The sequence below is a fragment of the Ruegeria sp. B10 genome, from assembly GCF_056539825.1.
Window position 1 is genome coordinate 29424 of record NZ_JBQFVP010000001.1, and the last position, 20248, is coordinate 49671.

Here is a 20248-nt window from a genome sequence, read left to right on the forward strand (position 1 = left end):
GGATGAGTAGGGGGTTGGCGCGATTTCAATATGCTGTTGCAGGTGGGGCACCAATGCGCGGTCACACGCGCCGCGCCTCGAAGGATGGCCGAGGAGCGGCTGCAAACAAAAATCAGGCTTCAGGCAAAAAACTTCAAAACGCCGCTTGACGATGCCCGAACGTAGCCATAATACACCCCAACGTTCAGCAACGAACGGGCAGCGGGCGGTTGTAGCTCAGTTGGTTAGAGTACCGGCCTGTCACGCCGGGGGTCGCGGGTTCGAGCCCCGTCAACCGCGCCATCGCTGCCAGACTTGGTCCAGTTTAAAGGCCACGAAAATAGATGCGCGGTTGTAGCTCAGTTGGTTAGAGTACCGGCCTGTCACGCCGGGGGTCGCGGGTTCGAGCCCCGTCAACCGCGCCATTTTCCCTTGAAAATTCCGTAAATCATAGGTTCTTGGCGCTAGGCTGCCGTTGTTTCGGGCTGATGTCAGTATGTGTCGGCAATATTTGGTTCGTTCACATTTTGTTCTAACTTTTCTGTTGGAGACTCAGCGCTGCTCGCCTATCTCTGAGGGACGTGTTTGTTGGGGGCCAGAATGGCTGAGCTGAAGAATATCGAGGTGCGCGGCGCGCGCGAGCATAACCTCAAGAGCATTGACGTGGATATCCCGCGCGACCAGCTGGTGGTGATCACCGGTCTGTCTGGCTCGGGCAAATCCTCGTTGGCTTTCGACACGATCTATGCCGAAGGTCAGCGCCGTTACGTCGAAAGCCTCTCAGCCTATGCGCGGCAGTTCCTGGATATGATGGAAAAGCCAGATGTGGACCATATCAGTGGTTTGTCTCCGGCGATTTCGATCGAACAAAAGACCACGTCCAAGAACCCGCGCTCGACCGTTGGGACGGTGACCGAGATCTATGACTACCTGCGTCTCCTGTTTGCTCGCGCGGGAACACCTTACAGCCCCGCGACTGGTCTGCCGATCGAAGCGCAGCAAGTGCAGGACATGGTCGACCGTATTATGACGATGGAAGAGGGGACGCGCGGCTACCTGCTGGCCCCCATCGTGCGCGACCGGAAGGGTGAATATAAGAAAGAGTTTCTTGAACTGCGCAAACAGGGATTCCAGCGCGTCAAGGTGGATGGTGAGTTCTACGAACTGGATGAACCGCCGACGCTGGACAAGAAATTCCGCCACGATATCGACGTGGTTGTGGATCGTCTCGTCGTGCGCGAAGGGATGGAGACGCGGCTGGCCGACAGTTTGCGCACCGCTCTGGATTTGGCTGATGGCATCGCAATTCTGGAAACCGCACCGCGCGAAGGGGATCCCGAACGGATTACTTTCAGTGAGAACTTTGCCTGCCCGGTCAGCGGGTTTACGATTCCGGAAATCGAACCGCGCCTCTTTTCGTTCAACGCCCCGTTCGGGGCCTGCCCGGATTGCGATGGCCTGGGGGTTGAGCTGTTCTTTGACGAACGCCTTGTCGTGCCGGATCAGACACTGAAGCTGTATGACGGGGCCCTTGCGCCGTGGCGAAAGGGGAAGTCTCCGTATTTCCTGCAAACCATCGAAGCCATCGCGCGCCACTATGATTTCGACAAGAATACTCCATGGAAAGACCTGCCCAAGAAGGTGCAGCAGGTGTTTCTGCGCGGCTCTGGGGATGAGGAAATCCAATTCCGCTATGATGAGGGCGGGCGTGTCTATCAGGTGACTCGCAACTTCGAAGGCGTCATTCCGAATATGGAGCGCCGCTACCGTGAGACCGACAGCGCCTGGATTCGGGAAGAGTTCGAGCGCTATCAGAACAACCGTCCTTGCGGCACTTGCGAAGGCTACCGTCTTCGCGCCGAAGCCTTGGCCGTGAAGATCGCTGGCCACCATGTGGGGCAGGTGGTCGAGATGTCGATCCGTGAGGCTCTGGCCTGGGTCGAGGACGCGCCGAACCATCTAAGCGTTCAAAAAAACGAGATCGCGCGTGCGATTCTGAAAGAGATTCGTGAACGCCTCGGGTTCCTGAATAACGTGGGTTTGGAATACCTTACGCTGTCGCGCTCAAGCGGTACTCTGTCTGGTGGTGAAAGCCAGCGTATCAGGCTTGCCAGCCAAATCGGATCGGGTCTGACCGGAGTTCTCTATGTTCTGGACGAGCCGTCAATCGGCTTGCACCAACGGGACAATGATCGCTTGCTGGGCACGCTGAAAAACCTACGAGATCAGGGCAATACAGTGATCGTCGTCGAACACGATGAGGAAGCGATCCGTGAGGCCGACTATGTGTTCGACATCGGCCCCGGAGCGGGTGTCCACGGTGGGCAGGTCGTCAGCAAAGGAACGCCAGCCGAGATCACGGCCGATGCGGCCTCGGTCACGGGGCAATTTCTGGCTGGTACGCGAGAAATTGCGGTGCCGACGGAACGGCGCAAGGGCAACAAGAAAAAGCTGACCGTAGTGAAAGCGACGGGAAACAACCTCAAGAACGTGACCGCCGAGTTCCCTCTGGGGAAATTCGTCTGTGTGACCGGCGTGTCGGGTGGGGGCAAGTCGACGCTGACGATTGAAACGCTGTTCAAAACGGCCTCAATGCGGTTGAACGGAGCGCGTCAAACGCCTGCGCCCTGCGAAACTATCAAAGGGTTGGAGCATCTAGACAAGGTCATCGACATCGACCAACGCCCCATCGGGAGGACTCCGCGTTCTAACCCAGCGACTTACACGGGTGCGTTCACGCCGATCCGTGACTGGTTCGCGGGATTGCCTGAGGCCAAAGCGCGCGGCTATAAGCCGGGACGGTTCAGTTTCAACGTCAAGGGCGGTCGATGTGAGGCGTGTCAGGGCGACGGTGTCATCAAGATCGAGATGCACTTCCTACCCGATGTGTACGTCACTTGCGAGACCTGCAAAGGCGCGCGGTACAATCGAGAGACGCTGGAGATCAAATTCAAAGGCAAGTCCATCGCCGATGTGCTTGATATGACGGTCGAAGACGCGCAGGAGTTCTTCAAGGCCGTGCCCTCGATCCGCGATAAGATGGATGCTCTGGCGCGGGTTGGGCTGGGCTATATCAAGGTGGGCCAGCAGGCGACCACGCTGTCCGGAGGTGAGGCGCAGCGGGTCAAATTGTCCAAGGAGCTTTCGAAACGCTCAACCGGGCGGACGCTGTATATTCTGGACGAGCCGACGACGGGTCTGCATTTCGAAGACGTACGTAAGTTGTTGGAAGTTCTGCATGAACTGGTTGATCAGGGGAACACGGTTGTCGTGATCGAACACAATCTGGACGTCGTGAAAACTGCGGACCACATTGTTGATATCGGCCCGGAAGGTGGCGATGGCGGTGGCGAGATCGTTGCCACCGGAACACCGGAAGAAGTGGCGGAGGTCGAGCGGAGTCACACCGGGCGTTACCTCAAGCCAATGCTTTCAGGTACACGTGTCGCGGCTGAATAGGCTGCGACTCGGTTTTTTGCGAGGCTCTGCCTCGCGCTCCGGGATATTTTTGGCCAGATGAATAAAGGATCCTTGTGCCTTATTCTCGGCTGCGTTTTTCAAATCTGGGCAGCATGGCTGAGAAGTCCTGGCCCAAACCACCTTCGGCTTCAACGAACTGCTGGTAGAGCTCGGTTGCGGCTTGGCCCATTGGGGTGTCCGCATCGGCGCTTTCGGCGGCTTGCTGGCTGAGGCGCAGGTCTTTCAGCATCAATTCGGCGGCGAAGCCCGGCTGATAGTCATTGTCCGCAGGGCTGGTGGGGCCGACTCCAGGAGCGGGGCAATAGGCGTTCATGGTCCAGCTATAGCCGGAGGATGTGCTGACCACGTCGAACATCTTTTGCCGGTCCAGACCCAGTTTGTCGGCTAGGGCGAATGCTTCGCAGGTTGCGATCATGGTGACGCCGAGGATCATGTTGTTGCAGATTTTTGCGGCCTGTCCAGCACCGGCCTCACCGCAATGCACGGCTTTTTGACCCATGATGTCGAACAGGGGGGCGGCTTTGGCAAAGGCGTCCGATGTTCCGCCAGCCATGAAGGTCAGGGTGGCGGCTGAGGCCCCTCCGATCCCACCGGAGACTGGCGCGTCCACGGACAGAAGCTGGGCTGCGATGGCTTGCTCTGCCACGGCTCGGGCGCTGTCTACATCGACAGTCGAACAGTCTATCAACACCGCGCTTTGTTGCATGGCCGGGATGATCTGGTTTGCGACCGCGCGCAGGATGTCGCCATTCGGCAGCATGGTGATGACGGCATCGGCGCCTGAGACGGCCTCTGTCGCGGATTGCGCTTGCGTCACGCCATCAACGCTTACACCCGCCGTGTCGAAACCTGTCACCTGATGCCCGGCCTTCGCAAGGTTGGCCGCCATCGGCGCGCCCATATTGCCCAAGCCGATAAAACCGATTCGCATCTCTTAATCCTCCTGAAAAGTCAGTGCGTTCGCGCCAAGCGGTTGAAGCATTTTCGAGACCGCGACAGCGGGTACTTTCATATCCGGGTACTGCCAACTTGGGCTACGATCCCTATCTATGATCAGCGCGCGAATACCTTCGATGAGATCTCCGTGTTCCTGCGCGCGATAGGTGAAGCGATACTCCATATCCAATGCGCGATGCATGGTCAGGGACGGGCCACGCAGTCGGTGGATCATCTCAACCGTGCAGGCCATGGAGAGCGGGGCATGCAGGCCCATCATGTCCAGCGCTTTCAACGGGAAATCAGTATCCTCGGAGCGTAGGCTGATGAGGATATCCTCGAGTGTCTCGCCTGCAAAATACTGGTCGATCTCGGGTTGCATTTGCCGCAGTTTCCCGTCGGGCGCGGGTTGGGCGTGGTCGGTGACAAGCTCGGCATTGCCCGACGCCTCGAGCAGTTCGATCAGATCCGGCCACGTGGCCTGAGGGATGAAGTGATCGGCGAAACCGGCGTAGATGGCATCCGCGGGTCCCATCCGGAAGGCAGTAACGCCCAGATATTCGCCCAACCGCCCTGGCGCCAAGGCCAACATCAACGAGCCGCCGACATCCGGAACCAGCCCGATCGCGCATTCAGGCATCGAGATTTTCGACGTCTCTCCGACCACGCGATGGGTTCCGTGGCAGCCGATGCCGACACCGCCGCCCATGGTGAAACCCTGCAGAAAGCTGATGATGGGTTTGGGGTATGCAAAGATTAGTGCATTCAGGCGGTATTCATCGCGCCAGAACGTTTGCCCGTGTGAGAAATCCCCCGCGAGACCGGTTTCATAGAGTTTGGCAATGTCGCCGCCTGCGCAAAAGGCTTTGTCACCCTCGGCGTCGAGGATGATCAGGTCGACCTCGTCGTCTTCGCGCCAGTTGCGCAGCGCGGTGTCGATAGCCAGGCACATCTCATAGCTCAGGGCGTTTAACGCCTTTGGGCGGGTCAGGGTGATGCGCCCGGCGCGACCGGTCGTGCGAATGTCGATGTCAGGCATGATCCCCTCAGGTTCCGGCCAGCAGGTGGCGCGCCACGATCACGCGCATGATTTCGTTTGTGCCTTCGAGTATTTGATGCACCCGCAGGTCGCGCACAAGTTTTTCGATGCCATAATCGGCAAGATAGCCATAGCCGCCATGCAGTTGCAGGCATTGATCCACGACATTTGAGCCGGTCTCGGTCACGAATTTCTTGGCCATTGCGCAGAATTTCGACGCATCCGGCGCGCCTTGATCCAGTTTCCAGGCGGCCTGTCGCAGGAAGGTGCGTGCGGCCTGTAATTCGATCTCCATATCGGCCAGGCGGAATTGCAAGGCCTGAAATTGGTCGATGGATTGGCCGAATGCCTTCCGTTCAGACATATATTGAAGGGTCATGTTCAACCCGGTCTGCGCAGCCCCAAGCGAGCAGGAGGCGATGTTCAGACGCCCGCCATCAAGGCCCATCATGGCGTATTTGAAACCGTCCCCTTCGATGCCGACCAGATTGCCCGCTGGGATGTTGCAATCGTCGAACTGGACCTGCGCTGTGGGTTGGCTTTTCCAGCCCATCTTCTGTTCCAGCGCTCCAAAGCTCAGACCCGGCGCGCCGTCTTCGACATAGACGGTTGAGATTCCCTTAGGGCCGTCCGCGCCCGTGCGGACCATGCAGACATAGGCATCCGAATACCCGCCGCCCGAGATAAAGGCCTTAGTGCCGTTCAGCGTGTAGCCCTCGTTCGTGCGCTCAGCCCGCGTCTTCAGTGCGGCGGCGTCCGAGCCGGAGCCGGGTTCGGTCAGGCAATAGCTCAGCAATGTATTCAGGCTCAGTACATCGGGCATGACCCGTGATTTCAGGTCCTCACTGGCGAAACTGTCCAGCATCTTGGCGCACATATTGTGGATCGACAGGAACGCCGCGACCGAGGGGCAGGCCATGGACAGCGCCTCGAACACGAGGGTGGCGTCCAAACGGCTGAGGTCGGCCCCGCCGCTGTCTTCCGAGACGTAGAGCGCGCCAAAGCCAAGCTCTCCGATACGGGGCCAAAGCTCTTTGGGGATTGTGCCTTCTGCCTCCCACTGGCGGGCGAATGGGGCGATGTTGTCCTGCCCAAATCCATAGGCCATATCGAAAATGGCTGTTTGTTCCTCGGTCAGCCCGAAATCCATTGCGCACCCTCCCACAGGCAAAGAATTGAACGATTGTTTATTTCGCAATCGTTACAGAACTATTTCAGGATGAGCAATCCTGAGAGCTGTTTGTGTGTAGGGCTCACTATAGGTCCGCGTGAAACTCTTCGATCAGATGGCGAACAACGGCCTGGCCGGGGTCTTCGCCTTTGGCGACAGCATCGGCATGGACGCGCCGTTGGCGAGTGGCGGAGGTGCCTGTCTCGGCGATCTGACGCAGGCGGGCGAGTTCGGTCATGGTCCCTAACGCCTCGGCATCTTCGGCCAGCATCCCCATGAGTTCGCCGATCAGCTCGGCCATGGGTTTGATCGACCGATCCCCGAAATCAATCAGCCCTTCGCCGACCCCATAGCGTTGCGCGCGCCAGCGGTTTTCACCAATCAGGAAGCGGTCATACTGTCGCCAGCGCAGATTGCGGGCCTTCAGGCGACACAGCATACGGGTCAGGGCCTGCACGAGCGCGGCCAGAGATAAGGTGTGCTCAAGCCGCGGCTGGACGTCCATGATGCGTGTTTCCAGCGTCGGGAATCGATGTGAGGGGCGCAGATCCCACCATATTTTCGTGGTGTCCTCGATCACGCCAAGCTCGACCAGGACGCCGGTTGTGCGTTCGTACTCGCTCCAACTGTTGTAGACCGGCGGCAATCCCGTGCGCGGCAGGTTGTCGAACACGGTCAGGCGGTAGGAGGAAAGCCCCGTATCCTCTCCATTCCAGAAAGGGGAGGACGCCGAAAGCGCCAGCAGATGGGGTAGGAAGTAACTGAGTTGCGGCATCAGGTCTGCGCGTAGGGCCGGGTCCTCAACCCCCACATGCACATGCATCCCGCAAATCAGCATCCGCCGTGCAACGCCGCCCAAAGCGTGTTGCAGAGCGTCGTAACGCTCTTTCCGTGTGTGGTGCTGTTTCTTCCAATCGGCGAACGGATGGCAGGACACGGCGATTGGACTGAGGTTATACTCGGCGGCCCGTTTGGATACACAGGAGCGCAGACGCCTGAGATCTTCTCGCGCGCTTTTGACGGTCGTGTGTGGGCGGGTACCAACTTCGATCTGGCATTGCAGGAATTCTGGGCTGACCTGCCCTTCGAAATCCGCCTGGCAAGCTTCCATCAATGCGGCGGGGGCCTCGGCCAGATGCAGGCTGTCGCGGTCGACCAGCAGGTATTCTTCTTCAATGCCGATCGTGAAATCTTGTTGCATGGGCCTACCTGCCATTTTTCAATGCAATCAGTGAATACGTAAATCAACGTTTTGCCAAGGGTTTGCCGCTGCGCCGCTTGCGGAGCGACCGCAAGCAGCGCTAAGGAACGGGCAGCAATGCGATAACGGAGCAGGCCTCGTGAAACCCAGAAAATTCCCGCAGATCAACGCAGCCCTTGATGAGCTGGGGGTGAAGCTGGTCGACAAGGTGACCGAACAGGACGAACGCGCCCGGCTGGAGGCGTTCGAGCGGGCAGGCGGGCTGGAGCGCCCGGCTTACGCGCTGTCACCGGGGATGGAAGGTTTCGACATCGCAGAACTGGTCGCCGCATACGGCCAACACAAGGATGCGCTGGAGGCCCTCAAGGACCCGGCCCGGAACCAGACCGGTTACCGGCTGGGCAACGGCTATTATGACAGCCCCGATGCCGACGCTCTGTATCTGATGATCCGCAGGTTCAAACCGAAACGCGTGGTCGAGGTCGGTTGCGGTAACTCAACTCGCGTGACGCGGCAAGCCATCCTTGACGGAGGGTTGGACACGCAGATCACAGCCATCGACCCGTACCCGCGGGCGGATATCGCTCATGTGGTCGATACGTTCGAACAAAAACGGCTGGAGGAGGTAGATCCGGCGCTGTTCGAACAGCTTGAGGCGGGGGACGTTCTGTTCATCGATTCCAGCCATGTTGTTAGGATGAGCAATGACGTCGCGCATCTCTTCTGCCGCATCATTCCGACGCTAAAACCGGGCGTTGTCATTCACGTGCATGATGTTTTTTTACCTTACGAATATCCCAAGCGTTTTTTCTACGACTGTCCAGGTTGGGGTGAGCAGTACATGTTGCACGCCCTTCTGCAATCTGGTGCGTTTTCAATGCTTTGGCCGGGGTATTATCTGCAACAGGACCGCCGCGATGCGTGTGACGCGCTACCGTTTTTGAACGATGGCCGGGCGCAGAGTATCTGGGTTCAGATCAAAGAACAGTGACCCTAAAGTGATCCGGTGTGAAACATGCGCCGTAAACCTTTCCATAACAAGCTGGAGAGGAGAAGACAGCCATGTTTCGTCGCACATTGATGGGCGCTGCCGCCGCCGTCGCACTTGCCATGCCGATCAAGGCTCAGGCTGCTGACATCGTTGACACCGCCGTATCTGCGGGATCGTTCACCACACTGGTCGCAGCCGTTCAGGCCGCCGGTCTGGTCGACACTCTGAAGGGCAACGGCCCGTTCACCGTTTTTGCACCGACGGATGAGGCGTTTGCTGCTCTGCCCGAAGGCACGGTGGAAAGCCTGCTGCTGCCGGAAAACAAGGACAAACTGGTTGAGATTCTGACCTACCACGTTGTACCTGCCAAAGTGATGTCGGGTGATATCGCTGGCAAGCGCGCGAAGGTTCTGACCGTTCAGGGCGATCGCCTGAGCGTCAACGCTAAAAATGGCGTCCGCGTGAATGGCGCTGATGTGGTGCAGGCCGACATCGAAGCCAGCAATGGCGTTATCCATGTGGTCGATGAGGTTATTCTGCCTGAATAACGTTGGCTTCCCGCCAAACAAAAAGCCCCGGTCCTGTTGGCCGGGGCTTCGCTGTTTCTGAGTTTTAGCCCTCAGACCAAACGCACCTGCGTTCCGATTTGGACAAGCGGGTACAGCTCTTCCACATGTTGGTTGTAAAGGCCGATACAGCCGGATGAACTCTGCCGTCCGATCTTGCGTGTGTCGTGGGTTCCATGGACCAGATAAGCTGGCCAGCCCAGATACATCGCGCGCGTGCCCAGCGGGTTGCCGGGGTCACCACCCTCCATCCGCACGGGCAGAGACGGATCGCGTTCCCGCATTGAGGCGGTCGGTGTCCATGTTGGGTATTCGGCCTTGCGGACGACCTTGGTGTAGCCGCGCCTCGTCAGCTCTTCACTCATCGGAACCGAACTTGGGTACAGCTTATACGTCCCGTCCGGTCCCCAATAGTGAACCGCGCGGCTGGTGATGTCGGCCAGCAGGCAGCCCGCACCCAACTGATCAAAATGGTCTTGCCAGTTCTGCTGCGAGAACGACGAGACATTTCGGCGTACCGGCAGTTGCGTGCTGATCGCGTCTTCGCTTTGCGGGAACGCATCGGAACTTTGCGCGCGGACAAGGGCAGGGGTGGCCAGAACGGATGCAGCCCCCAAAAGGGCCGAACGGCGAGTCATATTGGATTTGGACAAGGCGACCTCCGGAGGTTCAATCTGCTCGAATATATAGTTGCGCCGAAAATATTTGCCAGACTCACAAATGGCCAGCCTTTACAGCTTGAATTTATCGTGAGAATCCGGGTTTCGGGGGGTTCTGGCGAAACCCTGCCAATAAAAAACCCGGCCAGGGCGGCCGGGTTTGAACAGAATTGGCTTTGGATCAGTCCATCGCTTTGAAGTTGAACTCGCCACCTTCCTTGATGCCCGACGGCCAGCGGGCCGTGACAGTCTTGGTGCGGGTGTAGAACTTGAAGCTGTCCGGGCCGTGCTGGTTCAGGTCACCGAACATGGATTTCTTCCAGCCACCAAAGGTGTGGTAGGCCAGCGGAACCGGGATCGGGACGTTGATGCCGACCATGCCGATGTTGATCCGGCTCGCGAAGTCACGTGCAGTGTCACCATCGCGCGTGAAGATCGCGGTGCCGTTGCCGTATTCGTGGTCCATTGCCAAGCCAATCGCCTCTTCATAGGAGCCTGCGCGAACGGTCGACAGGACCGGGCCGAAGATTTCCTGCTTGTAGATATCCATGTCAGGCGTCACGTGGTCGAACAGGTGCGGGCCGACAAAGAAACCGTCCTCATAGCCCTGCAAGCTGAAATCGCGGTTGTCGACGACCAGCTTCGCGCCTTGCTCAACGCCCGAGTTGATCAGGCCGAGGATGCGCTCTTTTGCAGCTCCGGTCACAACGGGGCCCATATCGACGTCGTCTCCGGCCGTGTAGGGGCCGACTTTCAGCTTTTCGACGCGCGGGATCAGCTTCTCGATCAGACGGTCCGCTGTTTCTTCGCCCACAGGAACGGCAACCGAGATGGCCATGCAGCGTTCGCCCGCCGCACCGAAGCCCGCACCGACCAGCGCGTCTGCGGCTTGGTCCAGATCCGCGTCTGGCATGACGATCATGTGGTTCTTGGCACCACCAAAGCACTGCGCGCGTTTGCCGTTGGCCGTTGCGCGGCTGTAGATGTATTGCGCGATCGGGGTCGAGCCGACAAAGCTGACGCCCTGAATGATTTCGCTGTCGAGGATTGTGTCCACGGCCTCTTTGTCGCCATTGATGACCTGGAAGACGCCCTTGGGCAGACCGGCCTCAATGAACAGCTCGGCAAGCATCAGCGGAACTGAGGGGTCACGCTCGGACGGCTTCAGAACCACGGCGTTGCCGCAGGCCAGCGCCGGACCAACGTGCCAAAGAGGCATCATTGCCGGGAAGTTGAACGGCATGATCGAACCGACAACACCCAAAGGCTGGCGCATCGAGTACATGTCGATACCCGGACCTGCGCTGTCGGTGAACTCACCTTTCAGCATTTGCGGTGCGCCGATGCAGTATTCGATCACCTCAAGACCACGCTGCAGGTCGCCCTTAGCGTCGGGGATAGTCTTGCCGTGCTCGCGGCTCAGCGCTTCGGCCAGTTTGTCCATGTCGCGGTTCATCAGGCCGACCATGGCCATCATGACGCGCGCGCGCTTCTGCGGGTTGGTCGCGCCCCACGCGGGTTGCGCGGCCGCGGCGGCCTCGATCGCGGCGGTGGTTTCGGCCGCGCTGGCCATTGGGCATTTGTACTGAACTTCACCCGTTGCCGGGTTGAAAACGTCATCGAACCGGCCTGAAGTTCCGGCCACGTTCTCGCCATTGATGAAATGAGTCAGATCTTGCATTGCAAACTCCTCCGATATGTTTGCGCGCAGAATAGGCTTGCAGAAATAACCTGAACAGAGGCAATGTCTCAAAAGAGCTTTGCAAAAATGCAAGAGGGACGGTATGACGCCAAATTGGGATGATATGCGCGTTTTTCTTGCCGTCGCGCGTGAGGAAAGCCTGTCGTCAGCGGGGCGGATCCTCAAGATCGACCCCGCTACGGTTGGCCGAAGGATCGCCCGGTTAGAGGGCAGCCTGGACGCACAGCTGTTCACCAAGTCGCAACAAGGATACATTCTGACAACCGCCGGGGAACGCCTGTTGGATCACGGCCTGCAAGCCGAGGAGGCGATGCGCGCTGCCGCTGGCGCAGTTGTTGGGTCGACCGAGTCGCTGAGTGGTCAGATTCGGATCGGTGCTCCGGATGGTTCGGCAAACTACCTTTTGCCTCAAGTCTGCGCGAAGATCAGCGACGCGAATCCGGATTTGGACATTCAAATTCTTGCTTTGCCAAGGATCATTAACCTGTCGCGGCGTGAGGCGGATATGGCTGTCACGGTCAGCTCTCCGACCGCAGGCAAACTGCTGGTGCAAAAGGTTAGCGACTACAAACTGCATCTGGTTGCGGCGCAGGACTATCTGGACCGACACGCCCCGATCCAGACGGTCGAGGATCTCAAAGCCCACCGTTTGATCGGCTATATCCCTGATATGATATTTGATCGCGAGCTGGACTACCTCAACGATCTGGGCATCGACCGGGTGGCGCTTGCATCTAACTCGGTACCGGTTCAGCTGCGTCAGGCGGCGCTTGGGGCGGGGATCTGCGTTGCGCATGACTTCACGCTTCCGTTTCATCCGAACGTGCGCAGGTTGTTGACCGATCAGGTCAGTCTGACCCGCAGCTTTCATCTGGTTCGGCATCAAGGCGATCAGCGAAACGAACGCCTCAACCGCTTTGCGCAGGCATTGACCCGTGGGATTCGCGACGAAGTTGCGCGGCTTGAGGCGGAAGCCGGAACTTGACACATATGACCATTCCGGCAACGCTTTGGAAAACAGTACGTTATTGCCGGAGGTTTTTTTATGCTCGTTCAAGCCATTCTGACATCCAAAGCCACCGATGAGGTGGTGACCGTCGCTCCATCCGCGACTGTGTCCGAGGCGGCGAAGATACTGGCGGAAAGACGCATCGGTACAGTTGTTGTCTCAGAGGACGGAGGCAGCACGGCCATCGGTATCCTGTCCGAACGCGACATCGTCCGAGAACTGGCGGCCAGCGGCAGCGGGTGCCTGAACCAATCGGTCGATAGCTATATGACCAAGGACCTGATCACTGCGACACGACAGGAATCGGTCGAAGATATTCTGGCACGCATGACCGAAGGCCGGTTCCGTCACATGCCGATTGTCGAGGATGGCAGGCTTGTCGGCATCGTCACCCTCGGGGACGTGGTCAAGGCGCAACTGACCGAGCTTGCAATGGAAAAAGACGCTCTGCAGGGCATGATCATGGGGCATTGAGGGGGCAGGGCATAACGCCCTCTTGCACCTGCAGCATGATTGTGTTTGCTATCGCCCAGTTTTTGAACGCAGGAGAGCGTGATGCGGGTTGGCCTTTATCCCGGAACTTTTGACCCGATCACCTTGGGGCATATCGACATCATCCGTCGAGCCTCGGCGCTGGTGGACAAACTGGTCATTGGCGTGGCCATCAACCGAGACAAGGGGCCTCTGTTTTCACTGGAAGAACGCGTTGCCATGATTGAGGCGGAATGCGCGCATCTGTCAGAACAGACCGGGACCCAGATCGTGGCGCATCCGTTCGAGAACCTGCTGATCGACTGTGCGCGGGATGTGGGCGCGCAGGTCATCGTTCGTGGTCTGCGGGCCGTTGCCGATTTTGAGTATGAATTCCAGATGGTTGGCATGAACCGGGCTCTGGACGATTCCATCGAGACCGTGTTCCTGATGGCCGAAGCGCGGCATCAGGCCATTGCTTCGAAACTGGTGAAAGAGATCGCGCGATTGGGCGGGGACGTGTCGAAATTCGTCACGCCCCGCGTGAATGTGGCCCTTAAAGAGCGGTTAGGATAACGCGCCCATCGCGGCGGCTGTGTCCAGCATCCGGTTCGAGAAACCCCATTCGTTGTCATACCATGCCAGCACGCGCACCAGCGTGCCATCCGTGACCTTGGTCTCCGCCAGCGACACGGTCGAGCTATGGGCATCGTGGTTGAAATCGATCGAGATCAGCGGTCGATTTTCTGCGGCCAGCACGCCAGGGATTTTGGCAGCGGCCTCAACAAACAGGGCGTTGACCTCGTCCTCGGTCGTTGGGCGAGAGACTTCGGCCACCAGATCAACCACCGAGACATTCGGGGTCGGTACGCGGATCGCCTGACCGGTCAGTTTGCCCGCCAGCTGAGGTAGAACCAAACCAACAGCAGCGGCAGCACCAGTGGTTGTAGGGATCATCGACAGAGCCGCCGCGCGCGACAGGTAGGGGTCTTTGCCCGCGGTGTCATGCACTGGCTGGCTTGCGGTATAGGCGTGAACGGTGGTCATGTTGCCATGCACGATCCCCAATCCGGCATCCAGCGCCGCAGCAACAGGCGACAGGCAGTTGGTGGTGCATGAGGCATTCGAAACGATCGTGTCCTCGGCGGTCAGTTCGGAATCGTTGACCCCGAATACGATCGTCTTGACGCCGCCATCTCCACGGGCCGGAGCGGAGATCAGAACCTTCTTGGAGCCGTTCTTCAGGTGACGCTCAGCCGCTTCCCGGGTCCGGAATACGCCAGTGCATTCCAGTACGACATCGACATCTGACCAGTCCAACGCTTCGGGATCGCGTTCGCTGGTCAGACGGATCGGACCCGCGCCGACGTCGAGACCGGCCTCGGACAGCGAGACGGGCTTGGAGTAGCGGCCATGTACACTGTCGAATTCGAACATGTGGGCGTTCATTTCCGGCTTGGCCAGATCGTTGATCGCAACGATTTCAACGTCGGTCCGTCCCGACTCCATAACCGCGCGCAAAACGCCGCGCCCGATACGTCCAAATCCGTTAATGGCCAGTTTAAGTGTCATGTCCTGCTCCGTCAGAGTCTCTGCTCGAAATGAGTTAGCGCTAACAAAGCGAGATCGACGAGAAAGTCAAGTAAAACCTTGTTCAGCGCCAGAAGGCGAGCCAGTCGAGAAAGTCGTAAAGTTTCTTGCCGAGGAACAGAAAGTGTTCAGTTCCAAACAGGGCATAGTCCAACATGATTGCGCCAAGGATCAACAGCGCCAGCCAGATGGCGATTTGATTTGTCATGAGGGCCCCGAACAAAAACGCCCGCCCAGATAACCTGAGCGGGCGAAGCTGTTCAAGCGATCATGGGGAAATCAGTTAAGGCGCCCCATGGCGACGGCGACGTCGGCCATACGAACCGAAAAGCCCCATTCATTGTCATACCACGCCAACACGCGGACCATGCGGTTGTCGACCACGCGGGTCTGGTCCGGGGCGAAGATCGAGCTCTCCTCGGTGTGGTTGAAATCGGTCGAGACCAGCGGCGCAGGCTCGTAACCCAGAACGCGCTGCATCGGGCCTTTAGCAGCCTCTTCAACGATTGCGTTGACCTCTTCGACTGTCACGTCGCGCGAAGCGCGGAAGCTCAGGTCTACGGCCGAAACATTCGGAGTAGGGACGCGGATCGCCGAGCCGTCCAGACGACCTTTCAAGTTGGGCAGAACCTCGCCCAAGGCAGCCGCTGCACCGGTCGAGGTCGGGATCATCGACATCGCCGCCGCGCGGGCACGGTACAGGTCGCTATGACGACGGTCCAGTGTCGGCTGGTCGCCAGTATAGGCATGGATAGTGGTCATGATACCGTGTTCGATGCCAACACCTTCGTCCAGAACCTTGGCAAGCGGAGCAAGGCAGTTGGTGGTGCAGGAGCCGTTCGAGACCATGTTGTCATTCGCGGTCAGGGTGTTGTGGTTCACGCCGAACACGATGGTCTTGTCGACATTCTTGCCGGGGGCCGACAGCAGAACCTTTCGCGCGCCGCGATCCAAGTGGGTTTTTGCCTTGGTGCCGTCGTTGAACTTACCGGTGCATTCCAGAACGACGTCGCAGCCTTCCCAATCCAGTTCGTTCATGTCGTAGGTCGAGAACATCTGCATCGGGCCTCGGCCCAGATCCATGGTGTCGCCTTCGATCGATACTTCGCGCGGGAAACGGCCGTGAATGCTGTCATATTTCAGCAGATGCGCCGATGTTTCGAGCGGGCCGGTGGCGTTGACTTTGATCACTTCGATGTCGTTGCGGCCTGAGGCGGCAATGTGCGACAGGGTACAGCGGCCAATGCGGCCAAAACCATTGATACCGACCTTGATGGTCATGTGACGTCTCCAAATGCGCTTGCGTTTGTGGCCATATAGCCTTGAAACTGGAATCTCAAAAGGGCAAAAGCGGCATATTTTTAAGGTGTTAGCGCAAACCTGGGCAGATTGCGCTAACGCTTGCGCTAGCTGTTGGATCGGGTAGGGTCCGTTTGCGGCAGGTGACACGAAAGGACAAGCGATGAGCGGACTGTTGGCCCTTTTGGATGATGTGGCGGGGATCGCCAAGGTGGCTGCGGCCTCGGTGGATGATGTGGTGGCGGCCGCTGGTAAGGCGGGGGCCAAAACGGCCGGGGTGATTATCGACGACGCTGCGGTGACGCCAAAATACGTTCAAGGGTTCGCGCCCGCGCGTGAGTTGCCGATCATTTGGCGCATAGCCCGCGGGTCGGTTTTCAACAAACTCATCCTGCTGCTACCAGTCGCCCTGTTGCTTGCGAATTTCGCGCCTTGGCTGATCACGCCTTTGTTGATGCTGGGCGGGTCATATCTGTGTTTCGAAGGGGCCGAGAAGATATTCCACGTTCTGTTCCCGCATGGCAGCCACGCCATCGAAAAGGACATGGATGTACGCGATCCGGGCCACCTTGAAGAACAGAAGGTCAAGGGCGCGATCAAGACGGATTTCATCCTGTCGGCTGAGATCATGACCATTGCGCTGGCCGCGATTGAGGCTCCGAATGTGTGGATGCAGGCGGCGACCTTGGCTGTTGTCGGGCTTGGGGTGACGGTGGCCGTCTATGGCTCGGTCGCCTTGATCGTGAAGATGGACGATGTCGGGCTGTATCTGGCCGGAAACGCCCCCACGCCGGTGGGCCGAGGACTGGGGCGCGGATTGGTCAAGGCCATGCCCACGGTAATGAAAACCCTCTCGATCGTCGGAACGGCGGCCATGCTGTGGGTTGGCGGATCAATCGTCATCCACGGGATGGAGGTTCTGGGCTTTGGCTGGCTTGGGCACCATATCCATGACTGGGCCTATGCGGTTGGGCATTCTGTTTCGGCGCAATGGGAGGCCGCAGCGGAGTGGATCGCCAAGGCGTCCATGGACGGCATCTTTGGTCTGGCCTGGGGGATGGTGTTGATCCCCCTGGCAACCAAAGTCATTGGGCCCGTGATGGGGGCGTTTTCAGGTTCATCCAAAGAACACTAGGCGGAGACGTTAGGTCCTGCTGGCCTCCGTCTGCGGTCAGATTATCCTCGACGTGCCAATAGCTAAGTGGAATTCCCATGTCCGAGCCATCCCTGTTCGATGTCCTCAGCGCCGCTGAGGCGCAAGGCGATTGCCTCAGCTACCCAATACCGCAAAACTGGAAGCAAGGCCGCACAACATTCGGTGGGTTTTCGTCGGCCCTAATGCTGTCAACGGTTTACAATCGGCACAAAGATTTACCGCCCCTCAGGTCAGCTCTGGTAAATTTCACGGCGCCGATCAGTGATCCGCCGCTAGTCAAAACGGAAATCTTGCGCGAGGGGCGCAATGTGAAGACCATCAGCGCTCGTGCCGAAATCGGTGGCATTGTTGCGGCGCAAGCGACATTTTCCTTTGGCCGCGCGCAAGACAGCCATGTCGCGTTCGATTGCCCGGCGAAGCCCGCAGATGCGCCCGAGATGACGGAGTATTATTTCCCCCCAGATTTGCCGCGACCGCCGATACCTTTCCTTACAAACTTTGACGTCAGAAAGGTCGAGGGTGAATTGCCTTTCATGGGGGCAGATCGCGGGTATCTGCGCCTTTGGGCCCGACACAACGATCCTCGGATGTGGAACAGGACGGAGGGGTTGATTGCAATCGCTGACCTCCCACCGCCAGCTATCTACCCCACGCTAAAGAAACCCGGACCAAATTCGTCAATGAACTGGATTTTCAACGTGTTGTCCGAGGATATTCAAACACGCGACGGTTGGTTCTTACTGGAGCACCAACTGACCGCAGGCCGCGATGGCTATAGTTCGCAGGTCATGCGCGTTTGGAACACAGAAGGCGATTTGATCGTGGATGGAATGCAATCCGTGATCATCTTCGTGTAAGAAAAAAGCCCCGGCGTGGACCGGGGCTTTTCATTTTGTGGCAGGCTGGATTAGCCCAGAAGTTCTTTGACCTTGGCTACGGTCGCTTCGGCGGTAATGCCGAAATGCTTGTACAGCTCACCAGCCGGAGCAGAGGCACCAAAGCTCGACATGCCGATGAAACCTGCCTTGGCTTCGCGACCACGCTCACCCAGCAACCAGCGGTCCCAGCCACCGGCGCGAACGGCAGCTTCGATACCGACGCGGACAGCACCGGCGGGCAGAACGCGTTTGCGGTAAGCTTCGTCTTGTTCGGCGAAAAGCTCCATACACGGCATGGAGACGACGCGGGTGCCGATGCCTTCGGCTTCAAGCATCGCTTTGGCTTCCATCGCCAGCGAAACCTCAGAACCCGTGGCGATCAGGATCGCCTGACGCTTGCTCTCGGCTTCCGCCAGAACGTAACCACCCTGTGCGGTCAAGTTCTTGGCTTTGTGATCCTTGCGCACGGTCGGCACGCCCTGACGGGTCAGCGACAGGACCGAGGGGCTGTCCTTGAAGGTCAGCGCCAGTTCCCAGGCTTCAGCGGTCTCGACGGTGTCGGCGGGGCGGAACACATAGGTGTTCGGCGTCGCGCGGCTGATTGCCAGATGCTCGACGGGCTGGTGGGTCGGGCCGTCTTCACCCAGACCGATCGAGTCGTGGGTCATCACGAAGACCGACGGGATTTTCATCAGCGCAGCCAGACGCATGGACGGGCGCGCATAGTCGGTGAAGGCCATGAAGGTGCCGCCATAGGGGCGAATACCGCCATGCAGCGCCATACCGTTCATCGCAGCAGCCATGCCGTGCTCACGGATACCGTAGTGGATGTAGCGACCCTTGCGGTTTTCGGGCAGGAACACACCCATATCAGCCGATTTGGTGTTGTTCGAACCGGTCAGGTCAGCCGAGCCGCCGACGGTCTCGGTCATGATCGGGTTCACAACGTTCAGAACCTTTTCGGACGAGGCGCGGGTGGCCAGCTTGGGCTGATCTTCCGACATCTGTTTCTTGAACGAACGGATCGCACCGGCCAGTTTCTTGGGGGCCTCAAACGCATAGGCGCGGTTGAACTCGGCCTGTTTGCGTTCCGAGATTTGCGCGAAACGCTCTTCCCATTCTGCACGCTCGGCGGCACCACGGGCGCCGATGGCTTCCCAAGCCGATTTCACATTGGCAGGGATTTCGAACGCGTCATGCGGCCAGCCATAGCCTTCTTTGGCGGCCTTCAGCTGCTCCTGGTCTGTCAGCGCGCCATGACCTTTCGAGGTATCCTGCGCGGCGTGACCCAGAGCGATGTGGCTTTTGCAGGCAATCATCGAAGGTTTTTTCGACTTTTTCGCCTGCGTGATAGCCGCGTCGATCGCTTGGGGATCATGGCCGTCGATCTCGATAACATGCCAGCCCGAGGCCGCAAAACGGCGCACCTGATCGGTACGGTCGGCGATATCCACGGTGCCGTCGATGGTGATGTTGTTGTCATCCCAGAAGACGATCAGTTTGCCCAGCTCATGACGACCGGCGAGGGTGATCGCCTCTTGGCTGACGCCCTCCATCAGGCAGCCGTCGCCTGCGATCACGTAGGTGTAGTGATCAACGATCTTCTTGCCGTAATGCGCGCGTTGGATTTCCTCGGCCATGGCAAAGCCCACAGCGTTTGAGATACCCTGACCCAGTGGGCCAGTTGTGGTCTCGATCCCGTCGACCAGGAAGTTCTCCGGGTGACCCGCAGTTTTCGCGCCCAGCTGACGGAAGTTCTTGATCTCGTCCAGCGTCACATCCGCGTGGCCGGTGAGATAAAGCAGCGAATAGATCAGCATCGATCCGTGACCCGCCGACAGAATGAACCGGTCGCGGTCCGGCCAGTTCGGAGCCGAGGCGTCGAATTTCAGGTGCTTTTCGAACAGGACGGTCGCAACATCGGCCATGCCCATTGGCATACCGGAATGGCCGGAATTGGCGGCAGCGACGGCGTCAAGGGTCAGGGTGCGGATGGCCGCAGCTTTGTCCCAGTGTTCGGGGTTTGCATTGCGCAGCGCAGTCAGGTCCACGGGCGTTGTTCCTTTGGGTTTGAAGCAGATTGCGCGCTCAATAGCATTCAGCCCTCAAAGTGCAAGCAGA

The 20248-nt window shown here is 58.7% G+C and carries 18 protein-coding genes and 2 tRNA genes; 10 read left to right on the top strand and 10 right to left on the bottom strand.

What is annotated here, in order from left to right:
- Positions 1-205 precede the first annotated feature (205 nt).
- The 3 genes from ACR0J4_RS00165 to uvrA all read left to right on the top strand — a co-directional run bounded on the left by ACR0J4_RS00165 (position 206) and on the right by uvrA (position 3438).
- Positions 206-282: transfer RNA gene (locus tag ACR0J4_RS00165), tRNA-Asp, on the top strand.
- Positions 283-327: 45 nt separating this feature from the next.
- A tRNA-Asp gene (locus ACR0J4_RS00170) sits at positions 328-404 on the top strand.
- A gap of 175 nt (positions 405-579) precedes the next feature.
- Positions 580-3438, top strand: coding sequence for an excinuclease ABC subunit UvrA (uvrA, locus tag ACR0J4_RS00175; protein ID WP_170641438.1), 2859 nt, complete (start codon positions 580-582; stop codon positions 3436-3438).
- Between the two features lie 79 nt (positions 3439-3517).
- Here uvrA and mmsB read toward each other — a convergent pair whose 3' ends face one another.
- The 4 genes from mmsB to ACR0J4_RS00195 all read right to left on the bottom strand — a co-directional run bounded on the left by mmsB (position 3518) and on the right by ACR0J4_RS00195 (position 7806).
- Entirely contained in the window at positions 3518-4390 is an 873-nt protein-coding gene (gene mmsB / locus ACR0J4_RS00180) for a 3-hydroxyisobutyrate dehydrogenase (protein ID WP_480668264.1), read from the bottom strand.
- Positions 4391-4393: 3 nt separating this feature from the next.
- The gene (locus ACR0J4_RS00185) at positions 4394-5434 is read right to left on the bottom strand and encodes an enoyl-CoA hydratase/isomerase family protein (protein WP_480668265.1); all 1041 of its coding nucleotides are present in this window, start codon (positions 5432-5434) and stop codon (positions 4394-4396) included.
- Between the two features lie 7 nt (positions 5435-5441).
- Positions 5442-6584, bottom strand: a complete 1143-nt coding sequence (locus ACR0J4_RS00190) for an acyl-CoA dehydrogenase family protein (protein ID WP_170641441.1) — start codon at positions 6582-6584, stop codon at positions 5442-5444.
- A gap of 106 nt (positions 6585-6690) precedes the next feature.
- The gene (locus ACR0J4_RS00195) at positions 6691-7806 is read right to left on the bottom strand and encodes a carboxylate-amine ligase (RefSeq protein WP_170548998.1); all 1116 of its coding nucleotides are present in this window, start codon (positions 7804-7806) and stop codon (positions 6691-6693) included.
- Positions 7807-7945: 139 nt separating this feature from the next.
- Here ACR0J4_RS00195 and ACR0J4_RS00200 point away from each other — a divergent pair, with 139 nt between their 5' ends.
- Together ACR0J4_RS00200 and ACR0J4_RS00205 are read left to right on the top strand one after the other, a co-directional pair.
- Positions 7946-8797, top strand: coding sequence for a class I SAM-dependent methyltransferase (locus ACR0J4_RS00200; RefSeq protein ID WP_170747364.1), 852 nt, complete (start codon positions 7946-7948; stop codon positions 8795-8797).
- A 71-nt stretch (positions 8798-8868) separates the two neighbouring features.
- Positions 8869-9345, top strand: a complete 477-nt coding sequence (locus ACR0J4_RS00205) for a fasciclin domain-containing protein (protein ID WP_170373597.1) — start codon at positions 8869-8871, stop codon at positions 9343-9345.
- A 71-nt stretch (positions 9346-9416) separates the two neighbouring features.
- Here the strand turns inward: ACR0J4_RS00205 and ACR0J4_RS00210 are convergent, their stop codons facing one another.
- Together ACR0J4_RS00210 and ACR0J4_RS00215 are read right to left on the bottom strand one after the other, a co-directional pair.
- Positions 9417-10001: a L,D-transpeptidase gene (locus ACR0J4_RS00210; RefSeq protein WP_170641445.1), complete on the bottom strand. Its 585-nt coding sequence runs from the start codon at positions 9999-10001 to the stop codon at positions 9417-9419.
- Positions 10002-10203: 202 nt separating this feature from the next.
- Positions 10204-11703, bottom strand: coding sequence for a CoA-acylating methylmalonate-semialdehyde dehydrogenase (locus ACR0J4_RS00215; protein ID WP_170641447.1), 1500 nt, complete (start codon positions 11701-11703; stop codon positions 10204-10206).
- A gap of 103 nt (positions 11704-11806) precedes the next feature.
- Here ACR0J4_RS00215 and ACR0J4_RS00220 point away from each other — a divergent pair, with 103 nt between their 5' ends.
- The 3 genes from ACR0J4_RS00220 (at position 11807) to coaD (ending at position 13780) form a co-directional block, all read left to right on the top strand.
- Positions 11807-12709, top strand: coding sequence for a LysR family transcriptional regulator (locus ACR0J4_RS00220; protein ID WP_170641449.1), 903 nt, complete (start codon positions 11807-11809; stop codon positions 12707-12709).
- Positions 12710-12769: 60 nt separating this feature from the next.
- Positions 12770-13207, top strand: coding sequence for a CBS domain-containing protein (locus ACR0J4_RS00225; protein ID WP_170548990.1), 438 nt, complete (start codon positions 12770-12772; stop codon positions 13205-13207).
- Between the two features lie 81 nt (positions 13208-13288).
- Positions 13289-13780 (top strand): pantetheine-phosphate adenylyltransferase, encoded by a 492-nt coding sequence (gene coaD, locus ACR0J4_RS00230; protein ID WP_170548987.1) that lies wholly within the window; start codon positions 13289-13291, stop codon positions 13778-13780.
- On the opposite strand, the gene gap (ACR0J4_RS00235) is transcribed toward coaD, so the two are convergent.
- The 3 genes from gap (ACR0J4_RS00235) to gap (ACR0J4_RS00245) form a co-directional block, all read right to left on the bottom strand.
- A complete protein-coding gene (gene gap / locus ACR0J4_RS00235) occupies positions 13772-14776 on the bottom strand; it encodes a type I glyceraldehyde-3-phosphate dehydrogenase (protein WP_170548984.1) in 1005 nt (334 codons plus the stop codon). The two genes, coaD and gap (ACR0J4_RS00235), sit on opposite strands and share 9 nt — an antisense overlap.
- A gap of 82 nt (positions 14777-14858) precedes the next feature.
- Positions 14859-15002: a hypothetical protein gene (locus tag ACR0J4_RS00240; protein ID WP_170458101.1), complete on the bottom strand. Its 144-nt coding sequence runs from the start codon at positions 15000-15002 to the stop codon at positions 14859-14861.
- Between the two features lie 71 nt (positions 15003-15073).
- Positions 15074-16075: a type I glyceraldehyde-3-phosphate dehydrogenase gene (gap, locus tag ACR0J4_RS00245; RefSeq protein WP_170467120.1), complete on the bottom strand. Its 1002-nt coding sequence runs from the start codon at positions 16073-16075 to the stop codon at positions 15074-15076.
- Between the two features lie 181 nt (positions 16076-16256).
- On the opposite strand from gap (ACR0J4_RS00245), the gene ACR0J4_RS00250 reads away from it, so the two are divergent.
- Together ACR0J4_RS00250 and ACR0J4_RS00255 are read left to right on the top strand one after the other, a co-directional pair.
- The gene (locus ACR0J4_RS00250; RefSeq protein WP_170641451.1) at positions 16257-17228 is read left to right on the top strand and encodes a DUF808 domain-containing protein; all 972 of its coding nucleotides are present in this window, start codon (positions 16257-16259) and stop codon (positions 17226-17228) included.
- Positions 17229-17305: 77 nt separating this feature from the next.
- Positions 17306-18106: a thioesterase family protein gene (locus tag ACR0J4_RS00255; protein ID WP_170641453.1), complete on the top strand. Its 801-nt coding sequence runs from the start codon at positions 17306-17308 to the stop codon at positions 18104-18106.
- A 50-nt stretch (positions 18107-18156) separates the two neighbouring features.
- Here the strand turns inward: ACR0J4_RS00255 and tkt are convergent, their stop codons facing one another.
- Positions 18157-20178, bottom strand: a complete 2022-nt coding sequence (gene tkt / locus ACR0J4_RS00260; RefSeq protein ID WP_170373607.1) for a transketolase — start codon at positions 20176-20178, stop codon at positions 18157-18159.
- Positions 20179-20248: the final 70 nt, after the last annotated feature.